Origin of the sequence: Spirulina subsalsa PCC 9445 (genome assembly GCF_000314005.1) — a bacterium.
Taxonomy (GTDB): domain Bacteria; phylum Cyanobacteriota; class Cyanobacteriia; order Cyanobacteriales; family Spirulinaceae; genus Spirulina_A; species Spirulina_A subsalsa.
In genome coordinates, this window is the sequence record NZ_JH980292.1 from 4315190 (window position 1) to 4333900 (window position 18711).

13 protein-coding genes and 1 CRISPR repeat array are annotated in these 18711 nt (G+C 47.4%); of the genes, 6 read left to right on the forward strand and 7 right to left on the reverse strand.

Features of this window, described 5'->3' with window-relative positions:
* Positions 1-44: 44 nt before the first annotated feature.
* On the reverse strand, positions 45-3056 hold the full coding sequence (locus tag SPI9445_RS0119730; RefSeq protein WP_017306509.1) for a plasmid replication protein, CyRepA1 family: 3012 nt from the start codon (positions 3054-3056) through the stop codon (positions 45-47).
* 98 nt (positions 3057-3154) lie between these two features.
* Entirely contained in the window at positions 3155-3676 is a 522-nt protein-coding gene (locus tag SPI9445_RS26260) for a hypothetical protein (RefSeq protein ID WP_017306510.1), read from the reverse strand.
* 172 nt (positions 3677-3848) lie between these two features.
* On the opposite strand from SPI9445_RS26260, the gene SPI9445_RS26265 reads away from it, so the two are divergent.
* Positions 3849-6152, forward strand: a complete 2304-nt coding sequence (locus tag SPI9445_RS26265) for a PP2C family protein-serine/threonine phosphatase (RefSeq protein WP_083883566.1) — start codon at positions 3849-3851, stop codon at positions 6150-6152.
* A gap of 104 nt (positions 6153-6256) precedes the next feature.
* Positions 6257-7876, forward strand: a complete 1620-nt coding sequence (locus tag SPI9445_RS0119745; protein WP_017306512.1) for a CHAT domain-containing protein — start codon at positions 6257-6259, stop codon at positions 7874-7876.
* Between the two features lie 250 nt (positions 7877-8126).
* Here SPI9445_RS0119745 and SPI9445_RS0119755 read toward each other — a convergent pair whose 3' ends face one another.
* The gene (locus tag SPI9445_RS0119755; RefSeq protein WP_017306514.1) at positions 8127-8435 is read right to left on the reverse strand and encodes a DUF3067 family protein; all 309 of its coding nucleotides are present in this window, start codon (positions 8433-8435) and stop codon (positions 8127-8129) included.
* 235 nt (positions 8436-8670) lie between these two features.
* On the opposite strand from SPI9445_RS0119755, the gene petC reads away from it, so the two are divergent.
* Together petC and petA are read left to right on the forward strand one after the other, a co-directional pair.
* Complete coding sequence (petC, locus tag SPI9445_RS0119760; RefSeq protein ID WP_017306515.1) at positions 8671-9210, forward strand: cytochrome b6-f complex iron-sulfur subunit; 540 nt, start codon at positions 8671-8673, stop codon at positions 9208-9210.
* Between the two features lie 45 nt (positions 9211-9255).
* Positions 9256-10245 (forward strand): cytochrome f, encoded by a 990-nt coding sequence (petA, locus tag SPI9445_RS0119765; protein WP_017306516.1) that lies wholly within the window; start codon positions 9256-9258, stop codon positions 10243-10245.
* Positions 10246-10351: 106 nt separating this feature from the next.
* On the opposite strand, the gene SPI9445_RS0119770 is transcribed toward petA, so the two are convergent.
* Together SPI9445_RS0119770 and SPI9445_RS0119775 are read right to left on the reverse strand one after the other, a co-directional pair.
* Complete coding sequence (locus SPI9445_RS0119770; RefSeq protein WP_017306517.1) at positions 10352-10699, reverse strand: XisI protein; 348 nt, start codon at positions 10697-10699, stop codon at positions 10352-10354.
* Positions 10687-11103, reverse strand: a complete 417-nt coding sequence (locus tag SPI9445_RS0119775) for a XisH family protein (protein WP_017306518.1) — start codon at positions 11101-11103, stop codon at positions 10687-10689. The genes SPI9445_RS0119770 and SPI9445_RS0119775 overlap by 13 nt, the downstream gene beginning before the upstream one ends.
* An 856-nt stretch (positions 11104-11959) precedes the next feature.
* Positions 11960-15181: a CRISPR direct-repeat array (repeat unit 36 nt; unit sequence GTTCCTCTTTAATGGGGGACTAAATTGAATGGAAAC).
* A 115-nt stretch (positions 15182-15296) separates the two neighbouring features.
* Here SPI9445_RS0119775 and SPI9445_RS28890 point away from each other — a divergent pair.
* Together SPI9445_RS28890 and SPI9445_RS0119785 are read left to right on the forward strand one after the other, a co-directional pair.
* Complete coding sequence (locus tag SPI9445_RS28890; protein WP_164674565.1) at positions 15297-15785, forward strand: hypothetical protein; 489 nt, start codon at positions 15297-15299, stop codon at positions 15783-15785.
* A 330-nt stretch (positions 15786-16115) separates the two neighbouring features.
* Complete coding sequence (locus SPI9445_RS0119785; protein ID WP_017306520.1) at positions 16116-16343, forward strand: hypothetical protein; 228 nt, start codon at positions 16116-16118, stop codon at positions 16341-16343.
* A 139-nt stretch (positions 16344-16482) separates the two neighbouring features.
* Here SPI9445_RS0119785 and radC read toward each other — a convergent pair whose 3' ends face one another.
* Positions 16483-17214, reverse strand: coding sequence for a RadC family protein (gene radC / locus SPI9445_RS0119790; protein ID WP_017306521.1), 732 nt, complete (start codon positions 17212-17214; stop codon positions 16483-16485).
* A gap of 69 nt (positions 17215-17283) precedes the next feature.
* Positions 17284-18570 (reverse strand): hypothetical protein, encoded by a 1287-nt coding sequence (locus SPI9445_RS0119795; protein ID WP_017306522.1) that lies wholly within the window; start codon positions 18568-18570, stop codon positions 17284-17286.
* Between the last annotated feature and the right edge of the window lie 141 nt (positions 18571-18711).

The window sequence follows — 18711 nt, forward strand, 5'->3', positions numbered from 1 at the left end:
CACCTGCGAGGGTGCGAGGTGGGAGAGTGCGTCGCTATTTTTGTTCAAAATAAGGACAGCTGGAGATAAGGACTATGCCAATTTGTCTCGCTCACAGGTCGAATGATGGTGGGATAATCGTCTAAACTGCGCCAGATTTCCTTATCCTGAGATAACCAATACTCGAACACTTCAAAACGGTCATCGTCAGGATTCACTAACTGATACACCCGGATTCGTTTTCGGGGTTGGTGGGGGTCTTTTTTGTATTTAATACATTGAACTCTGTAGCCGATTTGTTCCAAAAGTCGCCGCACAATGACAATGGGGGTGGAATTCTTAGCTAGTCCAATCCCTAAGACGGTTTTAATAAAGGAACGATGGCTCAGGGCGAGATGCTGTATGGCTTGGAGGTCGGTGTCGGTGTTGGAGAGTTCTCGCTCGGGGTGGGCGAGGAGGGTAGGAATCCCGAGTCGTTCCAATGTACCAATGGCGGCCCCGAGTTGAGAACGGTTGAAGTCTGGGGGGAAGATTGCCCCTTCTCCTTGTTCCATGAGTTGTTTGGCGATGAAACAATCTCGCTCGCTGAGGTAGGGACGACCAAAGGTGAGGAAGTAGTGTAAGCGTAACTGACTGTACCATCCCCCATCATCTCGGATGACAATTTGGGGGGAGATGGTGATTCCATAACGCTGTTGAAGTTCGTATTTGCGGACTGTGCGCCGTTGGCTGGGGGTTTTGATCAGTTGTTTTTTCAGCTGTTGATAGGTGGTTTCGGTGAGATCCCGACTTTGGGCGATCGCATTACATTCAAGGTGATAGTTGTGATCCCGGACTTGGGCGATCGCATCACTCAAAGAAAAGGGAGAGGGAGCTCCGGCTTCTGAAGGACTCTCAAGGTTTACCTCTTCTGCTGGGGGAGTCACTTCATAATGACCCTCCCGCAATAACCCCGTCAACACCATGTCCCGATAGTTCAACATGGCCGCATTGAGACGAACCGCAAACTTCGCCCAACAGAGCAAGGATTCGGCCCCAAAGCCCGTTTCTAGGTCATCCAAGGCCTCAAAATCCGACTGTTGGAGTAAACGGATGTTGACCTGAGTTAAACGCTGTCCTGAGTCCAAGAGGGCGGGAATAGAAGTAGACCCGTTACCCACTTGATTAAAGCCATAGGGAGCGACCCAAAGCCAGCGGGGCAAATTTTCCCGAATTCGACCCAAGGCCTGACGCACAGAATTCTCACTTTGGATGCCTTGGGCGATCGCCCAGACCGAGGTAAAATGCCCCCGTAACTCAATGCTCACCCCCGTTTCAATCACCGGACTGGCCAAGACAATATCATACTGTTTCAGTCGTTCATCCAGATTCGCCATACAGCCATAGGCCGCATGGGTAGGATCCGCCAAGGACTCAGAATCAAGGCGCAAAATCCGCGCTGTGGGAAATTGACTGCTTAAATAAGCCTCTAAATTGCAAGTTCCCCACTGACTTTGTAACTTTTGGGCGGAAAGACAGACAAACGGCTTGCCCCCCTCGGCGATATGTTGCACCAAATCCTGTAATAAGTGATCCGGCGTGGTTTCGGTGTAGTGGTGGAGGGGCCAAGCTTCCTCCCTTGTCGGCTGCCAGTGGTTTTCAATCACCCAAGGCTGCACCCGAACTCCGGCCAACTTGAGGAGGTAATCGAGGGACACATCACTTAAATCTGCATCCGCCACATAAACCTGTCCCTGACCGCCTAGGGTATTTTCTAACAAAGTTTTGAGGGATTTTAAGATAGCGACGCGCTGATTTTGGCAGGTGGTGGAGTTTAAACCATGCCAGAGGACTTGTTCCACTTCGTCGATAATCACGACCCCATTCGACCAATCCCCGGCCTTGAATTTAGCTTGGGAGTTGGGATGGAGGGAGTCAATACAAAGACCATACCCCAAGGCTTGCCCCGTGGGATTGTCTTGGACTTCGGTGATATATTTCAGCCCAAAACGCTGACAGAGGGCTTCGACTAAACGCACCCGATGGCCAATGACTAACACCCACTGGTGACGATTGAGGGCGTTTTGCACCACTTGGGTTAAAAATTGGGTTTTACCTGTGCCTTTGGGGGATTTTAGACCAATTAAGCGGGCTTCTGAGGGGATTTCTAAGGGGGGTAAATAACGAGTATTGAGGTCGTGGGTGGCCCGATAGGTGAGTTGACCTAAACTGTGGGCTTTCCAAGTATCGAGGGTCAGGGCTTGACCATAGGCGGTTTCAAAAGCCTTAACCCCTTGGGCGGCAATTAAATCATCGACCCCTTTCCCCTGTTGGGGCTGCCATTGCACCACTCGCACTTCGCAGTCTTGGCGGGTCAGGAGGTAGCCTGTTTGACGAATGGCTGCATTAACGGCTTTGATGGTTTTGGGCTTTTGATCTTGGTCAAAAACCATATAAATGGGGCGCTTCTCCTGGGCAAATTTTTCCAGTTGGGGGATGAGGCGAGCCTTGCCGATGATGTTCCCCTGCTCATCTCGGGGGACTCGGTAGCCGCCATAAATTCCCGGAAGTGCGATCGCCGCAAATCCAGCCGTTAACAAAGCACCCGCCTTTTTCGCCCCTTCTGTAATACACAGGGGAATCTCCCGATGAGTGATTAACCACTGCCAAAACCCTAAATCCGGTTGTTGGGGGTCTAAATCTTCTGGCAAAATACAGACCTTATAGCGTTGGGCGATGCGTTGCCAGAGGTGCAACGGTACCCGTAGGGCAAAAATCCCCGTATTGGTTTTTGGCGGGTGTTCGTATTTAATCGGCTTTTGTTTTTGGGGGGCATAACGGGGGGACATGGGCTTAAAACAGCCCCATAAATCCTCATCCCCGGTTAATACATCAATCCCCGAACACCACCATCCCCCCTCCTCTAGGTGTTGATAGCGCTTCAAAATCGAGTCGCGAATCCGCCCATCATTGCGTCGTGGCAGGTCATCGGCATAGAGGAGATAGTCATAGGGGCGATCGCCTTCTAAGACTGTCACATTTAAGCGAGTCAGTTGATCATCAACACAACTCGCAGCCCATTCCTTCAAATAATACACGGTGTCTTTTCTTCATGACTCATTCTTGGTCTTCCATCCTACGCTATAGCTAGCGGTCTGGGAAGTAGTCTTAAGGAAAAAACACTACTAATAGTGTACTATTGCTCCTGCCATCCTTGTTCAAAACCTTGCCAATATCCGACTAAATACCCACTAATATATTGAGGTCGCCACACCACACTAGAGGCAGGATGGGGTTGATAGTCCAGGCCTTGAGTTCGAGCGGAACGCCCCTCTTTCAAACCCATTTGATAGCCGCGATTATAACCATCTTCAAATTCTTCTACTTCATTTAAGGTTAAGTCCGCGTGGTTATAGAACCCATCGTGAAATCCGGCCAAAAATCCGGCTTTATAGCCTGCGATCGCCCTTTGATCCGTTTCGCCCTCCAAAACGTCCCCAATGCCCAAAATTGTGGGATCATAGTCTAACTGCTGACTCCGGTCTAGTTCTCCTTGTTGTAACCCCAAGCTATAGCCAAGATTGTAGCCTTGGGAAAAGGTCGAGGCCCCATAGGTTTGAGCGAGAGGGGAAGACACTTCTAAACTTACGGGACTCCAGGAAACCACAACCGGATTCAGACAGAGGGTTGCGATCGCCAGAAAACACACAACGTTCATACAGACACCCCAGTAGAAGCATTTGGTTGTCTTAATTTTAGCCTGACTTTTTCGGTACACTGGAAGATAGGCACTTTCACTGATTTACCATTCCCGAAAATGCCTCAACTGGTGTGGATAGTTTCTTGAAAAACCTTCTAGAGCCATTGCCCCCTATCGTCCAGATTTTCCTATGAATAATCCTGCGGTTGCCCTTTACTGCTCGGATGCTAAGTGTCAAGCAGCAAATGACCTAAAGCATAAATTTTGTCAAGCTTGTAGTACGCCATTACTGCGACGATATTTATGGATGATTGGGGGAGATGTGCGAGATGTGGCCGTGGGGACACTATTAGAGGAGCGTTATCAAGTCTGTCAAGCGCGGATTCTGCTGGATACGAAACCCGCCGCCCCCCCTACCCCTCCGGAAGAGATTCCCGAGGCGATCGCACCTTACCTAAAACTCATCCCCTATCGCCTGCATTTACCCCAAGTCTACGGCATTATCTCCCTGCCCCATCGCTCCACCCCCACCTGGTTATTAGAATACGGCACCCTCCCCACCCCCCCCGACTTCAGCACCGGGCATATTCTCCCCTCCCTCCTACAACAATGGCCCCACGCCACCGCCATCCGCCAACTCAATTGGCTGTGGCAAATGGCGCAACTGTGGGACCCTCTGGAAAATCAGGGGGTAGTCTCCAGCTTACTCAGTCCTGCCCTGCTGCGAGTGCAAGGGCAAATCTTGAAACTGGCTGAACTCCAAGGAGATAGTCGCCCCCGTGAAAACCCAGAAGTCCTCACCTTGAGCCATCTGGGGCAACTGTGGCTCACTTGGCAAGCCTCCGCCTCTCCCCTGATTCGTAAATTTATCCAACAACTGGCCGAAGCCCTAGAGAATGGCAAGATTAGCGACTCCCATCAACTGGTCTATGTTTTAGATCAGGCCATCGCCCAAGCCACCCAAGCCCGTCAACAGGAACATCATCTCTGTACCCTCACCGATGCGGGCCCTTCCCGGAGTCATAACGAAGATGCCTGTTACCCCCCCCATAACACCCGTCAATCCCTCGCCCAAGGGGAAAATAGCCTCGCCATTGTCTGTGATGGCATCGGGGGTCATGATGGGGGAGAAATTGCCTCCCAATTGGCCATAGAAGCCCTCCAAGAGAGTGTAAAACCCCTGTTAGACCAAAGCCCAGCCCAATCCCCTGAACTAATCACCGAACTCCTTGAAACGGCCATTTCCCGCGCCAATGATCGGATTAGCCAACGGAACGACAGCGAACAGCGCCAGATGCGCAAACGCATGGGAACCACCCTCGTTATGACTCTTTCCCATCAACATCAAATGTTTTGCGCCCATGTGGGGGACTCCCGCATCTATTGGATCACCCGTTCCGGTTGTCATCAAGTCACCTTAGATGATGATATTGCCTCCCGAGAAGTGCGCTTAGGCTATGCCCTTTATCCCGATGCTGTGTCCTATCCCAACGCCGGAGCCCTAGTCCAAGCCCTAGGGATGAGCGCCTCTACTCGTCTTTATCCCAACATTGGGCGGGTGATTATCGATGAGGACTCGGTTTTCTTGCTTTGTTCCGATGGTCTAAGTGATGATGATCGGGTGGATCAGTATTGGGTGACGGAAATCCTGCCCATTTTGACCGAAAAACGGGATCTTAAAGCCGTGACAGACCGTTTAATGGAAATTGGTCAAACCAAAAACGGCCACGACAACATCACCATTGCTCTCGTGCATTGTCAAGTTCAAGCTAAACCCGCCGCCGGAAGTAACCTGATCACCTTACCCCCGTTACACGAACTCCCCGCTCCCTCAACCTACCAAAACACCCATAGCACGGCTCTGTTGGATGAACCGACCGAACCGATGTTAAAGCTCAAACCCCGTTTAAACTGGGTGCAGCGTTCCCTATTGGCGGGGGGAATTTTACTGGGTTTAGTGTTGGCGCTTGGTTCTCTCTCTTGGCTGATGTTCCCGGAAATGCGGCAACAGGCGAATCGTTTGTTGGGCAATAATCCCGCCCGTCCTCCGGTGGCCTCTCCCCCTTCCTCCCCCCCGTCTCCCTCTCCCACGTTGCCCCAACCCACTCAATCCATTCGGAATGTTTCTGTCAATCAGTGGGTTGTTTTTGACCGTCCTCTAGAACTATACCCCAGTCCAAATTTGTTAGGGACTCCCCAAAACATCCCCCCAGAAACTCCCTTAAAAGTCTTCCGTCGTGTCACCCGTGCTGAAGATATGACTTGGGTACAACTAGGTCATTGTCTCTTGTCTCCGGCTCCAGATGAGGCAAACTCCGGGGAGGTTTCCTTACCCTCCCCGGAAACCTCTCCCCCAGATTCCCCGATGCCCCCCAATGAGGGAGAATTAGAAGAAGCGCTAAACCTTGGCTGGTTGCCTGTCGAGCCAGCAACGGATGCTCAAATGCTACTCGTTACTATTGTTGCACCTGTGACCGATTGTCGCCCAGACTGAGCAACTCGCGCTTGTCTCCTCTGTATAATCGGCTGTCCGAATTTTGTGATTTAATGCCCCGGACACCGGATTATTCCTAACCCACTGTTAACCCACTGCTTGGAATGTCTGAAGAAACCCCTTGTTTGAGTTTGGCGCTGACTCGTCTCCAAACGGCCGGACACACAAATTATGCGATTTGGGTGACTAAAGCCCCAGTTCCTGATGGTTATGTTCACCATGACTGTGAGTGGCCGCCGGAGTTAACCCGGCAATGGTTGGCTTGGCAACAAATGTTTTCTTTGGCGATGGGGCCTCATTTACCTGTGATTCATGACAATGTGAACCTGGAGGTGGGGTTTTTGTTGGAGGAATGGTCGGGAACGCCTCAGAATATTGGCGGGCGTTTGATGCAGGATTTAGGGATTAGTTTGTGGCAGTGGCTGTTTGCTGGGGCGATTGGTAAGACGTTAATGCAGGGGCAGGGGGTGGCGATTGGTCAGGGGAAGGCGTTGCGTCTCCGTTTGGATATTCGGGATCCGAATTTAATTCCTCTGCCTTGGGAGATTATGCAGCCGGGGGCGGGGAAACAGGCGATTTCGTTGAATCAACAGTTATTGTTTAGTCGCACGACGAGCGATGTGGATCCGTTGAGTATTGAAGGGACTCAAGATCGGTTACAAATTTTGTTGGTGTTGGGGGAAAGTTCTTATCCTGCCCAAGATACTTTAGATTTGGATGCAGAGGCGGCTACGTTATCGCAGTTTATTGAACGACGGACGGGACAGGCGAATTATGCGCGATCGCATTATCCGGTCCCAACCTATGTTACAACGCTCCTCCAACCGACTCGCGGTCAGTTGATTGAGGCCTTAGAATGCAGTCGTTACAATGTGTTTTTCTACGCCGGACATGGAACTCCTGCACCGGATGGGGGGTTACTCTATTTACGTCGGGATGCCACGATTAACGGCACGGAATTAGCCCAGATTTTAGTGCGGAATCAAGTGACGTTGGCTTTATTTAATGCCTGTTGGGGGGCGCAACCGGATTCCTACAAAACGCTAGGCGAACAAGCGGCGGAGCATACGATTCCTCGCAGTAGTTTGGCGGAGGTGTTGATTCATCATGGGGTTCCGGCTGTGTTGGCGATGCGGGATTCTATTGCCGATCGAGAGGCGTTAAGTTTTATTCAGGCGTTTACTGAGGCACTGTCGGAAAGAATGCCCGTTGATCAGGCGATGGCGATCGCTCGTCAACAACTCCTGACGCTCTACAAGTTTAACCAACCTGCTTGGACGTTGCCGATTCTCTATATGCACCCGGAGTTTAACGGGGAATTGGTGCAGGTGTTGGGGGAGGGGATTACTGAACTCCCTACCATTCTCCCCGGTAGTTCTGCCACTTTACCCCAGGCCAATTTGCGATCGCTCCAAGATCGTCAGCGGGTTTGGTCGTTGCAGGGGGGGTTAATTCGCATTGGTCGTCATCCGACGAATGATGTGGTTATTCAAGAGCGTTGGGTGAGTCAGGAACACGCGGAAATCTTCTATCGAGAAACCTTTACGGCATCGTCTAATGGCCCCAATTATTTCCTCCGGGACTTTTCCCGCTATGGCACTTTGATTCAAGACAGTCAAGGGTGGCGCACGGTTCACCGTCAGGAAATCCCCCTCCCCTCCGGCACCCAGATTAAGCTGGGCAGTAGTCAAGGTCAGATTTTGGAGTTTGTCATTGAGGAGTGATGGGGGAGTCGGGTGTCGGGAATCGGGAATCGGGAATCGGGAATCGGGAGTCGGGAGTCGGGAGTCGGGAGTCGGGAGTCGGGAATCGGAAGTAATGTCATTGCGTTTGCTGCGCAACGCTACGCGTTTGCAACGCAACGCTTCGCGAACGCGAAGCGTCACGAAGTGAACGCGTAGCGTTCCGAAGGAAGGTACGAAGCAATCTAGTCAGGAGTCAGGAGATTGCCTCTCCCTCTCTCCCCGTTCCCGACTAAACCATCCACTCAGAAGCCCGTTCCCCCAAATCAAGGGGAATACTGATCGCTTTTCCTAAACGGGGGCGCTCTCGACTATTCTCAATGGTTTGCTTGACCTGTTCCACCACCCCCCAACCATTGAGATACTGGGCGATCGCATTTAAATGTTCCTCATACTCCAGCGCCGACAGGGGAAACGAGGCCTGTTCTAGATACTTCCACATGACCTGAACATAAATCTTGCCCTTAATCCGTCGAATCTGAACATCGTAGGAACAGCCCCACTTTGCCCGTAAGAGTTGCTGGAGTTCTTGTCCGGTCATTGCGATCGCCTCATCCACTGCACAATCTTTTGATCTTCAGGTTATCCCCTTTGAATGCCCTTTTTCTGTAATAATTTAATACAAAGAGTTGTAACGCTTCTTAAAGAGCGAACCCCTATTCAACTCCTAATACGCTTGGTCGCTAAGTTTGGTTTACCATAACTTGGCAGGATTCTGAGAAAGTCTTCAGGATTCTTTACATCCTTTACAAAAGTATAATTTCTAGCGTTTAGTTATGACACAAATTCCTGCTTCCGATGCCCCTAGCATGGGTCGCCGCCAATTTATGAACCTCTTGGCTTTCGGTACCATCACCGGAACCGCATTAGGCGCTTTATATCCCATTGTGAAATACTTTATTCCCCCCTCCAGTGGCGCTGCTGGGGGTGGAGTTACCGCCAAAGATGCTCTGGGCAATAACGTTAAAGTCAGCGAATTTTTAGCCGAACACAAACCGGGCGATCGCACCTTGACCCAAGGCCTCAAAGGAGATCCCACCTACTTAATCGTTCAAGAAGATGCCACCCTAGCCTCCTACGGCTTAAACGCCATCTGTACCCACCTCGGTTGTGTGGTCCCTTGGAACGCCAGCGCCAATAAATTCATGTGTCCCTGTCACGGCTCCCAGTACAATGCAGAAGGCAAAGTCGTTCGTGGCCCCGCGCCCCTGTCCTTGGCCCTAGCCCATGCCACCGTCACCGACGAGGACACAGTAGAATATACCCCCTGGACAGAAACCGATTTCCGCACCAACGAGAACCCCTGGTGGTCTTAAATCCCCAGACCTTGCCCAATCCATTTGAGAGCTTTTGATGTAGAGATGAGAACACCCTCCTTTTTAAACGTGCTGCGCGTGAGTCAGCAGGTTGCTGTAAAACTGACAATCCTCGTCGTGGCAACTGTTGCAGTCTTCTTTACCAGTGATATCATTGCCCCCCAAAGTGCGGGCGCTTATCCCTTCTGGGCGCAAGAAACCGCCCCGGAAACCCCCCGCGAAGCCACCGGGCGGATTGTTTGCGCTAACTGCCACCTCGCCGAAAAACCCGCAGAAGTGGAACTTCCCATGTCCGTTGCACCGGACACCGTATTTGAAGCCGTCGTTAAAATCCCCTACGACTTAAACAGCCAACAAGTCCTAGGAGACGGTTCTAAAGGCGGTTTAAACGTCGGAGCCGTGTTAATGCTGCCCGAAGGTTTCAAAATTGCTCCCCCCGACCGGATTCCTGAAGAAATGCAGGAAAAAGTAGGCGGCCTTTACTTCCAATCCTACACCGCCGATCAGGAAAACGTGGTCATCGTCGGCCCCTTACCCGGGGAACAATACCAAGAGATTACTTTCCCCGTCCTCTCTCCTAACCCCAAAACGGACAAAAACCTGCACTTTGGGAAATATCCTGTTCACTTAGGCGCAAACCGTGGCCGTGGTCAACTCTACCCCACAGGAGCCAAGAGCAATAATAACGTCTTTACTGCTCCTGTAGCGGGAACCATTAGCGACATCAGCGAAGAGGCCGGAGTTGGCGCAACAGTGACAATTACCGCCGCCGATGGCAAAACCGTTGTAGAAAATATTCCCGTCGGTCCTGAATTAATCGTGGCCGCAGGTCAAACCGTTGAAGCAGGTCAAGAGTTAACCACTAATCCCAATGTGGGTGGTTTTGGTCAAGAGGATTCAGAAATTGTGCTGCAAGATCCGGCTCGGATTAAATGGTTATTACTGTTCTTTGTGGGCATTGCGTTAAGTCAAATGTTCCTCGCCCTGAAGAAGAAACAAATCGAACGAGTCCAAGCGGCAGAAATGAATATCTAACCAGTTTTTTAGATTTTCCCCCTAGGGTTTAAACGTTGTTAAACGGCAACTGTTTAAGCCCTTTTTTTTGTGGGTTATTATTCATTGAGTGTGAACAAAATCTGCATTACCCGGTATCGCTCCCCACTCCATAACCCGTGTAAGGTCGCTTATAAGGCGGCTGTAACCCTAAAACAATATCGTGCTTCGGGACTCCCATAGCCACCAGCGCTTCCCCCACATCACTATCCGTTGCATTCTGCTGTAACCAGATTTGGCCATCTCGAATATCAAAATGCAAGACGGTATAGTAAATTCGCTTCAAATGTTGCCAACCGACTCGCATTAACTGGTAGCGATCGCGTTCTAAATCGAAACACAGTAAACTCTCTACCTCGGCTGTGTCCTTACTGTAATGACTGTATTCCGTTAGGAGTTTTTGAATACAGTCTCGATAGTGCGCTACCTTATCCATTGCACAACCTCCTCAAAAACCGGATCATAAACCAACAACTTGACCTGATTTCGCTCAACAGCAACCTGAGCTAGACGACTCTGGAAAAAACTTTCATAGGCATCAATCGGAACTGCAAGATAAAGTTCTCGTTGAGGTTCATTCACTTCCAACATAATTCGGTAATTCAAAAACTGCCCCAATGCAGTATGAAAATCACTAATCGCGGAAGAACTAATAAAACTCTTAATCTCAACGGCAATTTTTTCATGTTCCCGTTCCGCAGCAATCAGCCGTTCTGCTGCCAGATCGATTTTAACGGTCACTTCTTCCCACTCCAACTCTAGCGGGTCATCTGTAATTTGCCAGCGATCCTTGAGTAACGCTCGTTTGACCGCTTCATGGAAAATATCTCTGGCAGACATAAAGAAAAAAAAATAATTTATTGTCTATATCTCCTTTTTTCCCTTTTTTGATTCTAGCTGAATCAATACACCAAATCGAAAATTCAAGGGGTCTAAGAGGGTTGATTTTTGGGAGTGTTCGCAAATGGGGTCTAGACAACAGGCAGGGCAAGGGGTTAGTTTGATGATTTATCCGTAAAACCTTGCAGTTTCTCGCTGTTAGAAGTCAAGGGAACAGGGGAAATTCAGGTTTTTGCCCTCAAGTCTATTTAATTTGGTATAAACCGCTAAAAGTCCTAGTAACACGGCTTAGAGGGATATATTGCTACGCAACGCTTCGCGAACGCGGAGCGTCACGAAGTGAACAGCAGACCCCAACTATGGCAGGCGCTGCGCCCCCCTACCAGTGGACTGAGAGGCTCTGGTTGAGGTTGATTTTTATATCAATAAAAAGCCGCTATTTAAATTTGGGCAAATTAATCCGCTAGGTTGATTATTTTATAAGGGTTTAGGGGGGAATTTTGGGGGTACATTAAAATAGTGGCTTTTGGGGATTTTGTGGGGTCTGGGGGGTGGGGGGGAGGCGCGGCCGGGATGGCTCGGTTATCTAGTGTTCTGTATGGTAGTTAAACACTAGATATAGGGGATTGACAAATATTTTGCTTTGTGGTAAGGGGAAGATAGCGGGGGGGGAGTTTTGCGACGGGTCGGGAAAATGGCTGAAACGTTGATTTTTCGTCGAGGTGTTCGATAGCTTGTCCTGTCTGAGTTTGAGGTGTGTTGATGGAAAATTCAAGGGGTCTAAGAGGGGTGATTTTTTGGAGTGTTCGCAAATGGGGTCTAGACAACAGGCAGGGCAAGGGGTTAAAATGGGGGTGTTCCTCTTTAATGGGGGACTAAATTGAATGGAAACGCCACTGAACTCAACCCCAGCTGCAGTGTGACAGAAAGGTTCCTCTTTAATGGGGGACTAAATTGAATGGAAACAGGGAATAGGGAATATTCGGTGCCATTTATTACATACTGCTGTTCCTCTTTAATGGGGGACTAAATTGAATGGAAACTTTACTATTGTTTAAAGTGATAGACGAAAATACCACTTGTTCCTCTTTAATGGGGGACTAAATTGAATGGAAACTTGGGCGGCTAGCACGAGGAACTGAATCGCCTCAGGATCGAGTTCCTCTTTAATGGGGGACTAAATTGAATGGAAACTCCAGGCTAAGACGCCCTTTAGCTGCTGCCCGTTGGGTTCCTCTTTAATGGGGGACTAAATTGAATGGAAACCATAGCCGACGTCGACTTCGTCTTCGTCTTCATAGTCGGTTCCTCTTTAATGGGGGACTAAATTGAATGGAAACAGTTTGTTTACTGGGTATGGGTAGGAGCCCTTCAACTGTTCCTCTTTAATGGGGGACTAAATTGAATGGAAACACAGCGTCTCGCAACGCTTCCTCATCCCCCTCATAAGTTGTTCCTCTTTAATGGGGGACTAAATTGAATGGAAACATTAATTACTTGCTAACACGGTAGTGAGTAGCCTCGGCGTTCCTCTTTAATGGGGGACTAAATTGAATGGAAACAGTGGGTGTATCTACATCTACACCCCAATGCATTGTTCCCTGTTCCTCTTTAATGGGGGACTAAATTGAATGGAAACTTCGGCAGACAATGAACCTGCCAGTGATCCGTTCTGGGTTCCTCTTTAATGGGGGACTAAATTGAATGGAAACTTCGGATTCCTCTAATATGGAATCGAATTCTGCTATGGTTCCTCTTTAATGGGGGACTAAATTGAATGGAAACTCTCTTTATCCGTACGGATGAGAGAGGCGCTGCCATCAGGTTCCTCTTTAATGGGGGACTAAATTGAATGGAAACGATGAGGCGCAAGCGGTCGAGATTCGGAACATCACTGTTCCTCTTTAATGGGGGACTAAATTGAATGGAAACACTAGACATCGAAACGACTGGTTCAGCCAAGAATCCTAGTTCCTCTTTAATGGGGGACTAAATTGAATGGAAACTACGTACTCTTCAAGCAACTCTCCCGCAGTGATTAGGTTCCTCTTTAATGGGGGACTAAATTGAATGGAAACATCTTTTGACCCGTTAGGGTATAACCAACCGTCCGAGCTGTTCCTCTTTAATGGGGGACTAAATTGAATGGAAACCAGACTTCTTCGGGAACATTAGCATGGGGAGATTAGTTCCTCTTTAATGGGGGACTAAATTGAATGGAAACTTAGGCAAAATCCGCCGTTACTGTTCCTTTTTCCGTTGTTCCTCTTTAATGGGGGACTAAATTGAATGGAAACTCCCCCGGTGAGGAGGTCACGATTCCCTGTCTTCCCTCGAGTTCCTCTTTAATGGGGGACTAAATTGAATGGAAACTATTTGAACTGGTCTTCAAGAGGGATCATAATCCTGTTCCTCTTTAATGGGGGACTAAATTGAATGGAAACTGCGAGTAATCCCACTCAGCAAAGTTTGTGTACCCGGGCGTTCCTCTTTAATGGGGGACTAAATTGAATGGAAACAAATGACGATCTTGTTAACCAACCATGTGATTTTGTTAAGTTCCTCTTTAATGGGGGACTAAATTGAATGGAAACTTTAATACTAATAGCCATAATTTTCTCCTAATGGCTAAGAGTTCCTCTTTAATGGGGGACTAAATTGAATGGAAACCCAGCGATCTGCAGAAGCAGAGATCCCAGCTAGACCGTTCCTCTTTAATGGGGGACTAAATTGAATGGAAACTCCGACAAAAAGTCTGTTGTTTGCTGCGCGATCCACGATCCTCCCTTTGAGTTCCTCTTTAATGGGGGACTAAATTGAATGGAAACCCTTGGCTCCGAGGGAAGCCGACAAGTTGAACACTAGGGTTCCTCTTTAATGGGGGACTAAATTGAATGGAAACTATTCTATCTCTTTTCAGAGCTATGAAGCTTTTAGAAGTTCCTCTTTAATGGGGGACTAAATTGAATGGAAACTAAATCTTCATACTGTTTCCTTTAGTTCAACGAACTTAGCAGTTCCTCTTTAATGGGGGACTAAATTGAATGGAAACATATTCTTCCGCACCAACTACGTGCTCCACTTGGGGTTCCTCTTTAATGGGGGACTAAATTGAATGGAAACAAGTTAGAGGGATTCAATCTCATCCTCTAACTCTGCCAGTTGTTCCTCTTTAATGGGGGACTAAATTGAATGGAAACAGTCGTTTATCAATCAAGAACTAGGTCGTTCCGATTTTGTGGTTCCTCTTTAATGGGGGACTAAATTGAATGGAAACTCAGTAGGCAAGTCATTACGATTGCCACCTGAAACATCGGTTCCTCTTTAATGGGGGACTAAATTGAATGGAAACCTAAAACCCGCGCTGGGGAAAGGGTGGGTAGTATTAGTTCCTCTTTAATGGGGGACTAAATTGAATGGAAACCAACCTTCTTTAGCTACCGTGTGGATGATCTTCCCAGTTCCTCTTTAATGGGGGACTAAATTGAATGGAAACGATACTAACGAGGATCCTTGGGACACAGCATTACAAAGTTCCTCTTTAATGGGGGACTAAATTGAATGGAAACGATGGCTTCTTCAGGTACGGATTGATCCACTAACAAGTTCCTCTTTAATGGGGGACTAAATTGAATGGAAACTCGTCTTTCATCATCCCGGCGACGACGATGTTTTTAAGTTCCTCTTTAATGGGGGACTAAATTGAATGGAAACCAAAAGCCATTTGTTGCTTTTGACTTTTTCTACTGTTGTTCCTCTTTAATGGGGGACTAAATTGAATGGAAACCTTGAAGCTTTCGCATACGAGCAAAAACTATTGCACCCATGGTTCCTCTTTAATGGGGGACTAAATTGAATGGAAACTTGACGTGGCTAAGTTCTCCGGCACGTTTAACCCAGTTCCTCTTTAATGGGGGACTAAATTGAATGGAAACGCTTTCGACAAGCCGGGCTCCATCAACCCCTCTTTGTTCCTCTTTAATGGGGGACTAAATTGAATGGAAACTATAATTTTGGTAGGAATACGTTTCCCGGCCTTATAGTTCCTCTTTAATGGGGGACTAAATTGATTGGATATGAAAAATTTCACCAATTTAAGCAAAATAGAGGCTTCAAAAATACCTGTAGATAAGCATTTTGTAGATGGAAATAAATCGTTAGATTTTACTGTCACCGATTTCTGGCAATGGGCATTGTCTGATTTAATTGAAAACAGAAACAGAGGGATTTTAGCTGAGTTTCTGGTAATGAAAGCACTCCATATTCAACAAAAAACACGCCTTGAATGGGATGCGTATGATTTATTAACACCCAATGGAATTAAAGTAGAAGTTAAATCCGCCGCATATTTTCAATCATGGAAACAAAAAGCCAAATCCACTATTTCATTTAGCATAGCCCCAAAATTAATAACTGACTCCACCACAAACACACCTATTTCAAAACGTCTGGCAGATGTTTATGTTTTTTGTTTGTTAAATGTTTCAGATTCAGAGACACTCATCAACCCGATGGATATGGAACAATGGACTTTTTTTATTGTAAAAACCGAAGAGTTAAACCAAAAACGAAGTAATCAGAAAACATTGAGATTGACAACGCTAAAAACACTCCGCCATATTGAGTGCAATTATGCTCATTTAAAAGAATCTTTGATAAAAACAACAACATTACCTTGTTAGCAATTGAAACCGGGTTTTTGCCAGAGTTTACTGGGAAAACGAACCCATTAACCCAACCCAGTTTCTGGCTAAGATTTAGGAGTTTATCAGAGGCGATTAAACCCTTTGGGCGTATGCAATACGCCCCTACAAACCGAATACAATGTAGGGGCGTATTGCATACGCCCTTTTGACCTAGGAGACGCAACAAAAACAGAGTCTTGACAACCCAGCCCATCCAGTATCTACAATCTTCTGCCTATTCCCCGTTCCCTTACTGAATCTATAGATAGGGATCGTGTTATCATTTAATTCATAGTTACCAATAAGAAACAATCGGAAGATGGAAATATGACCCAATTAGTCGAGCGAATGCTCCAACAACTCCGGCAGTTACCAGAATATGAACAAAATCAAATTGCTGAAAATGTTATGCAAAAAATCAAGGAGCTACAGAAAAATAAAACATCTAATTCAGTTTCTAAATTATCTGATGATTTATTGATGCCAATTTTAGATTCAGTGGAAGATGATTTATTTGTTAGAGATCAAGACACAGGTAGAGAAATCAGTTTATGAGCTATTTGTTAGATACTTGTAACGCCCCTACAAACCGAATACAATGTAGGGGCGTATTGCATACGCCCTTTTGACCTAGGAGACGCAACAAAAACAGAGTCTTGACAACCCAGCCCATCTAGTATCTACAATCTTCTGGCTATTCCCCTTGAGGATAGCGAGTCCATAAATCACTCACTTGGCGTAAACTCGCAAAATTGCCATTTCCTAAAATTAAATGATCTAAAATAGGCAGATCCAATAATTGAGCCGACTTTAATAACTGCTCCGTTAAAATTAAATCCGCTTGACTCGCTTCAAGATTTCCCGACGGATGATTGTGAGCAATAATTAACTTAGTCGCCCCTTGGCGAATCACTTCCCGGAAAATATCCCGAGGATGGGCTAAGGTTTCCGTGGCCGTGCCAATGGTAATCACTTGAGTCCCAATTAAACAATTTTTATTGTCCAATAATAACACCGCAAAACGTTCCTGATTTTGCCACATTAAATCATGACTCAAGGCATCAGCCGCCACTTGAGGACTATCAATTAAAGCCCGGGGAGCCGGCCGCAGTTGAAAGGCTCGTTTTCCCAGTTCAATGGCCGCTAAAATAGCCGTTGCTTTCGCCGGCCCCACCCCATTAATATCCATTAATTCTTGAGGAGAAACACTGCGTAAAACATCAAGGGGATCTCGTTGATGTTGCCCCAAGGTTTGTAAGATATACTGTCCTAAACCAACAGCCGAGAGTTTGCCAGGGCCTTGGCCTGTTCCGAGGAGAATAGCGAGGAGTTCAGCCGTCAGGAGATTTTTTGCTCCGACAGTGAGTAAACGTTCCCGGGGGCGCTCATTTTCCGGTAAATCGGCAATTCTTAGGCTGTAGGTCATAATACTTCATCAATTCATGTCCCTGTGAGGATTAATATACCCTAACTTTGCCCTCGTGGAACAGAAGCCTTAAGGTGCAGAGATCTGATAAGTCCAAGCCAGATATCCCTCAGCAAAAGCGGCCGGAATCCCTTCTAAGGAAATCTCTGCACTGCCATCAGGATTGAGACGATAGACCCAGCGACTCTCAGGACAAAGGGAATCCTCTAAGCTGTGAATTTGTTCGGGGAGTTGCTGGTTTTGTTGACCCATTAGTTTAATTTTTTGTACCTTTTCTGTCAAGTCCCAATGGAGTTGAGATGCTCCAACTCTTAACCATTGTTTATATAAGATTGAATTGCCGTACACATTCCAGCCCGCAAACGTTAGGTCTGGATTATTAACTAGGGTTTCTGGGATAAAATAACAAAAGGTTTGATGCTCTAAGTAATCGTAAATCCGGTTTTGGGTTGACCAAGTATCTGCGGCGACTAGATAAAAATAAGGCTTTTTAAAAACTTGTAAAAGACCGAGGGCGTAAGAGTTAGCAAGGTCATAGGTGAATGGGTCAAACAGCGCATTTGTCAAGATAGCATTTTCTAATCTTAAGGCGCGGATCATGGCTTGTTCTACGGCTTTAGGCTGTCGTTCAATTTGCCAAGGGGTGGGGGCAAGATTGAACTGGCGGACAATTTGGCTTAAACGTTTATCGAGGAGGAGAGAGGCCAGTTGGGTGATTAAATCCGGGCGTTGTTGGCGTAAGGTTTCAGTGAGTATTGCGGCGGCTTCTAGGTTTTCTGAGGCGGTGGTTATCTCCCCGGCTAAATAGCTCTCAAGGGCGGCTAAAATTAGCACTTGACTGAGGCGAAAATGACCCTGAATGGGGGGGGATTCTGTTTGTAAGTTAAGGCGGGTGATTTGGTAAGGAATGCCAAAGTAGAGGGAATCTGTGGTTAAGATGTGGCGACGAATGCCTGTGATTTCGTTGCGGTGAAGATTCAGATAATTTTGTAGTTTTTCGGGGATGGGGGGAATATTATCTTGGGTTGATTCTCCGAGTTGCTCTAAATATTGTGTGAGGTCGTCGCTAATTTCTGGAAGGAGTTGGGCTGTCGATTCTGGGGGGGTGGAGGAGTCGGAAAGTTCTAGGTTAATTCCTAGTGGATTGGCTAAGGTTTCTAGTTGCAAGGCGGCAGAATTGGGGGGAGTTGGGGGGAATTCTTGCTCAAGGTTGGTCAGATAGGTTTCAACGGCTTGAACGGTGTTTTTAGTTAAGGCTTTAATGCCGAATAGCCAAAAGAGTAAAAGGAGGGCAAAAACAGCACTAATGCTACTAATTCCGATGAATAGAGGAGTGGGTTTGAGATATTGCTTCATGGTGGCTATTGGGCTTGAGAATGTCCGGTTGTTGCTTAACCACAAGTGGAGAATTGGGGATTTCTGAAAATTTGAGGTTTTGAAAATGAAAACCTTTAACGAATAGGAGGAAAGGGGGGAAAGCAGGAACGGAGAGGTTGG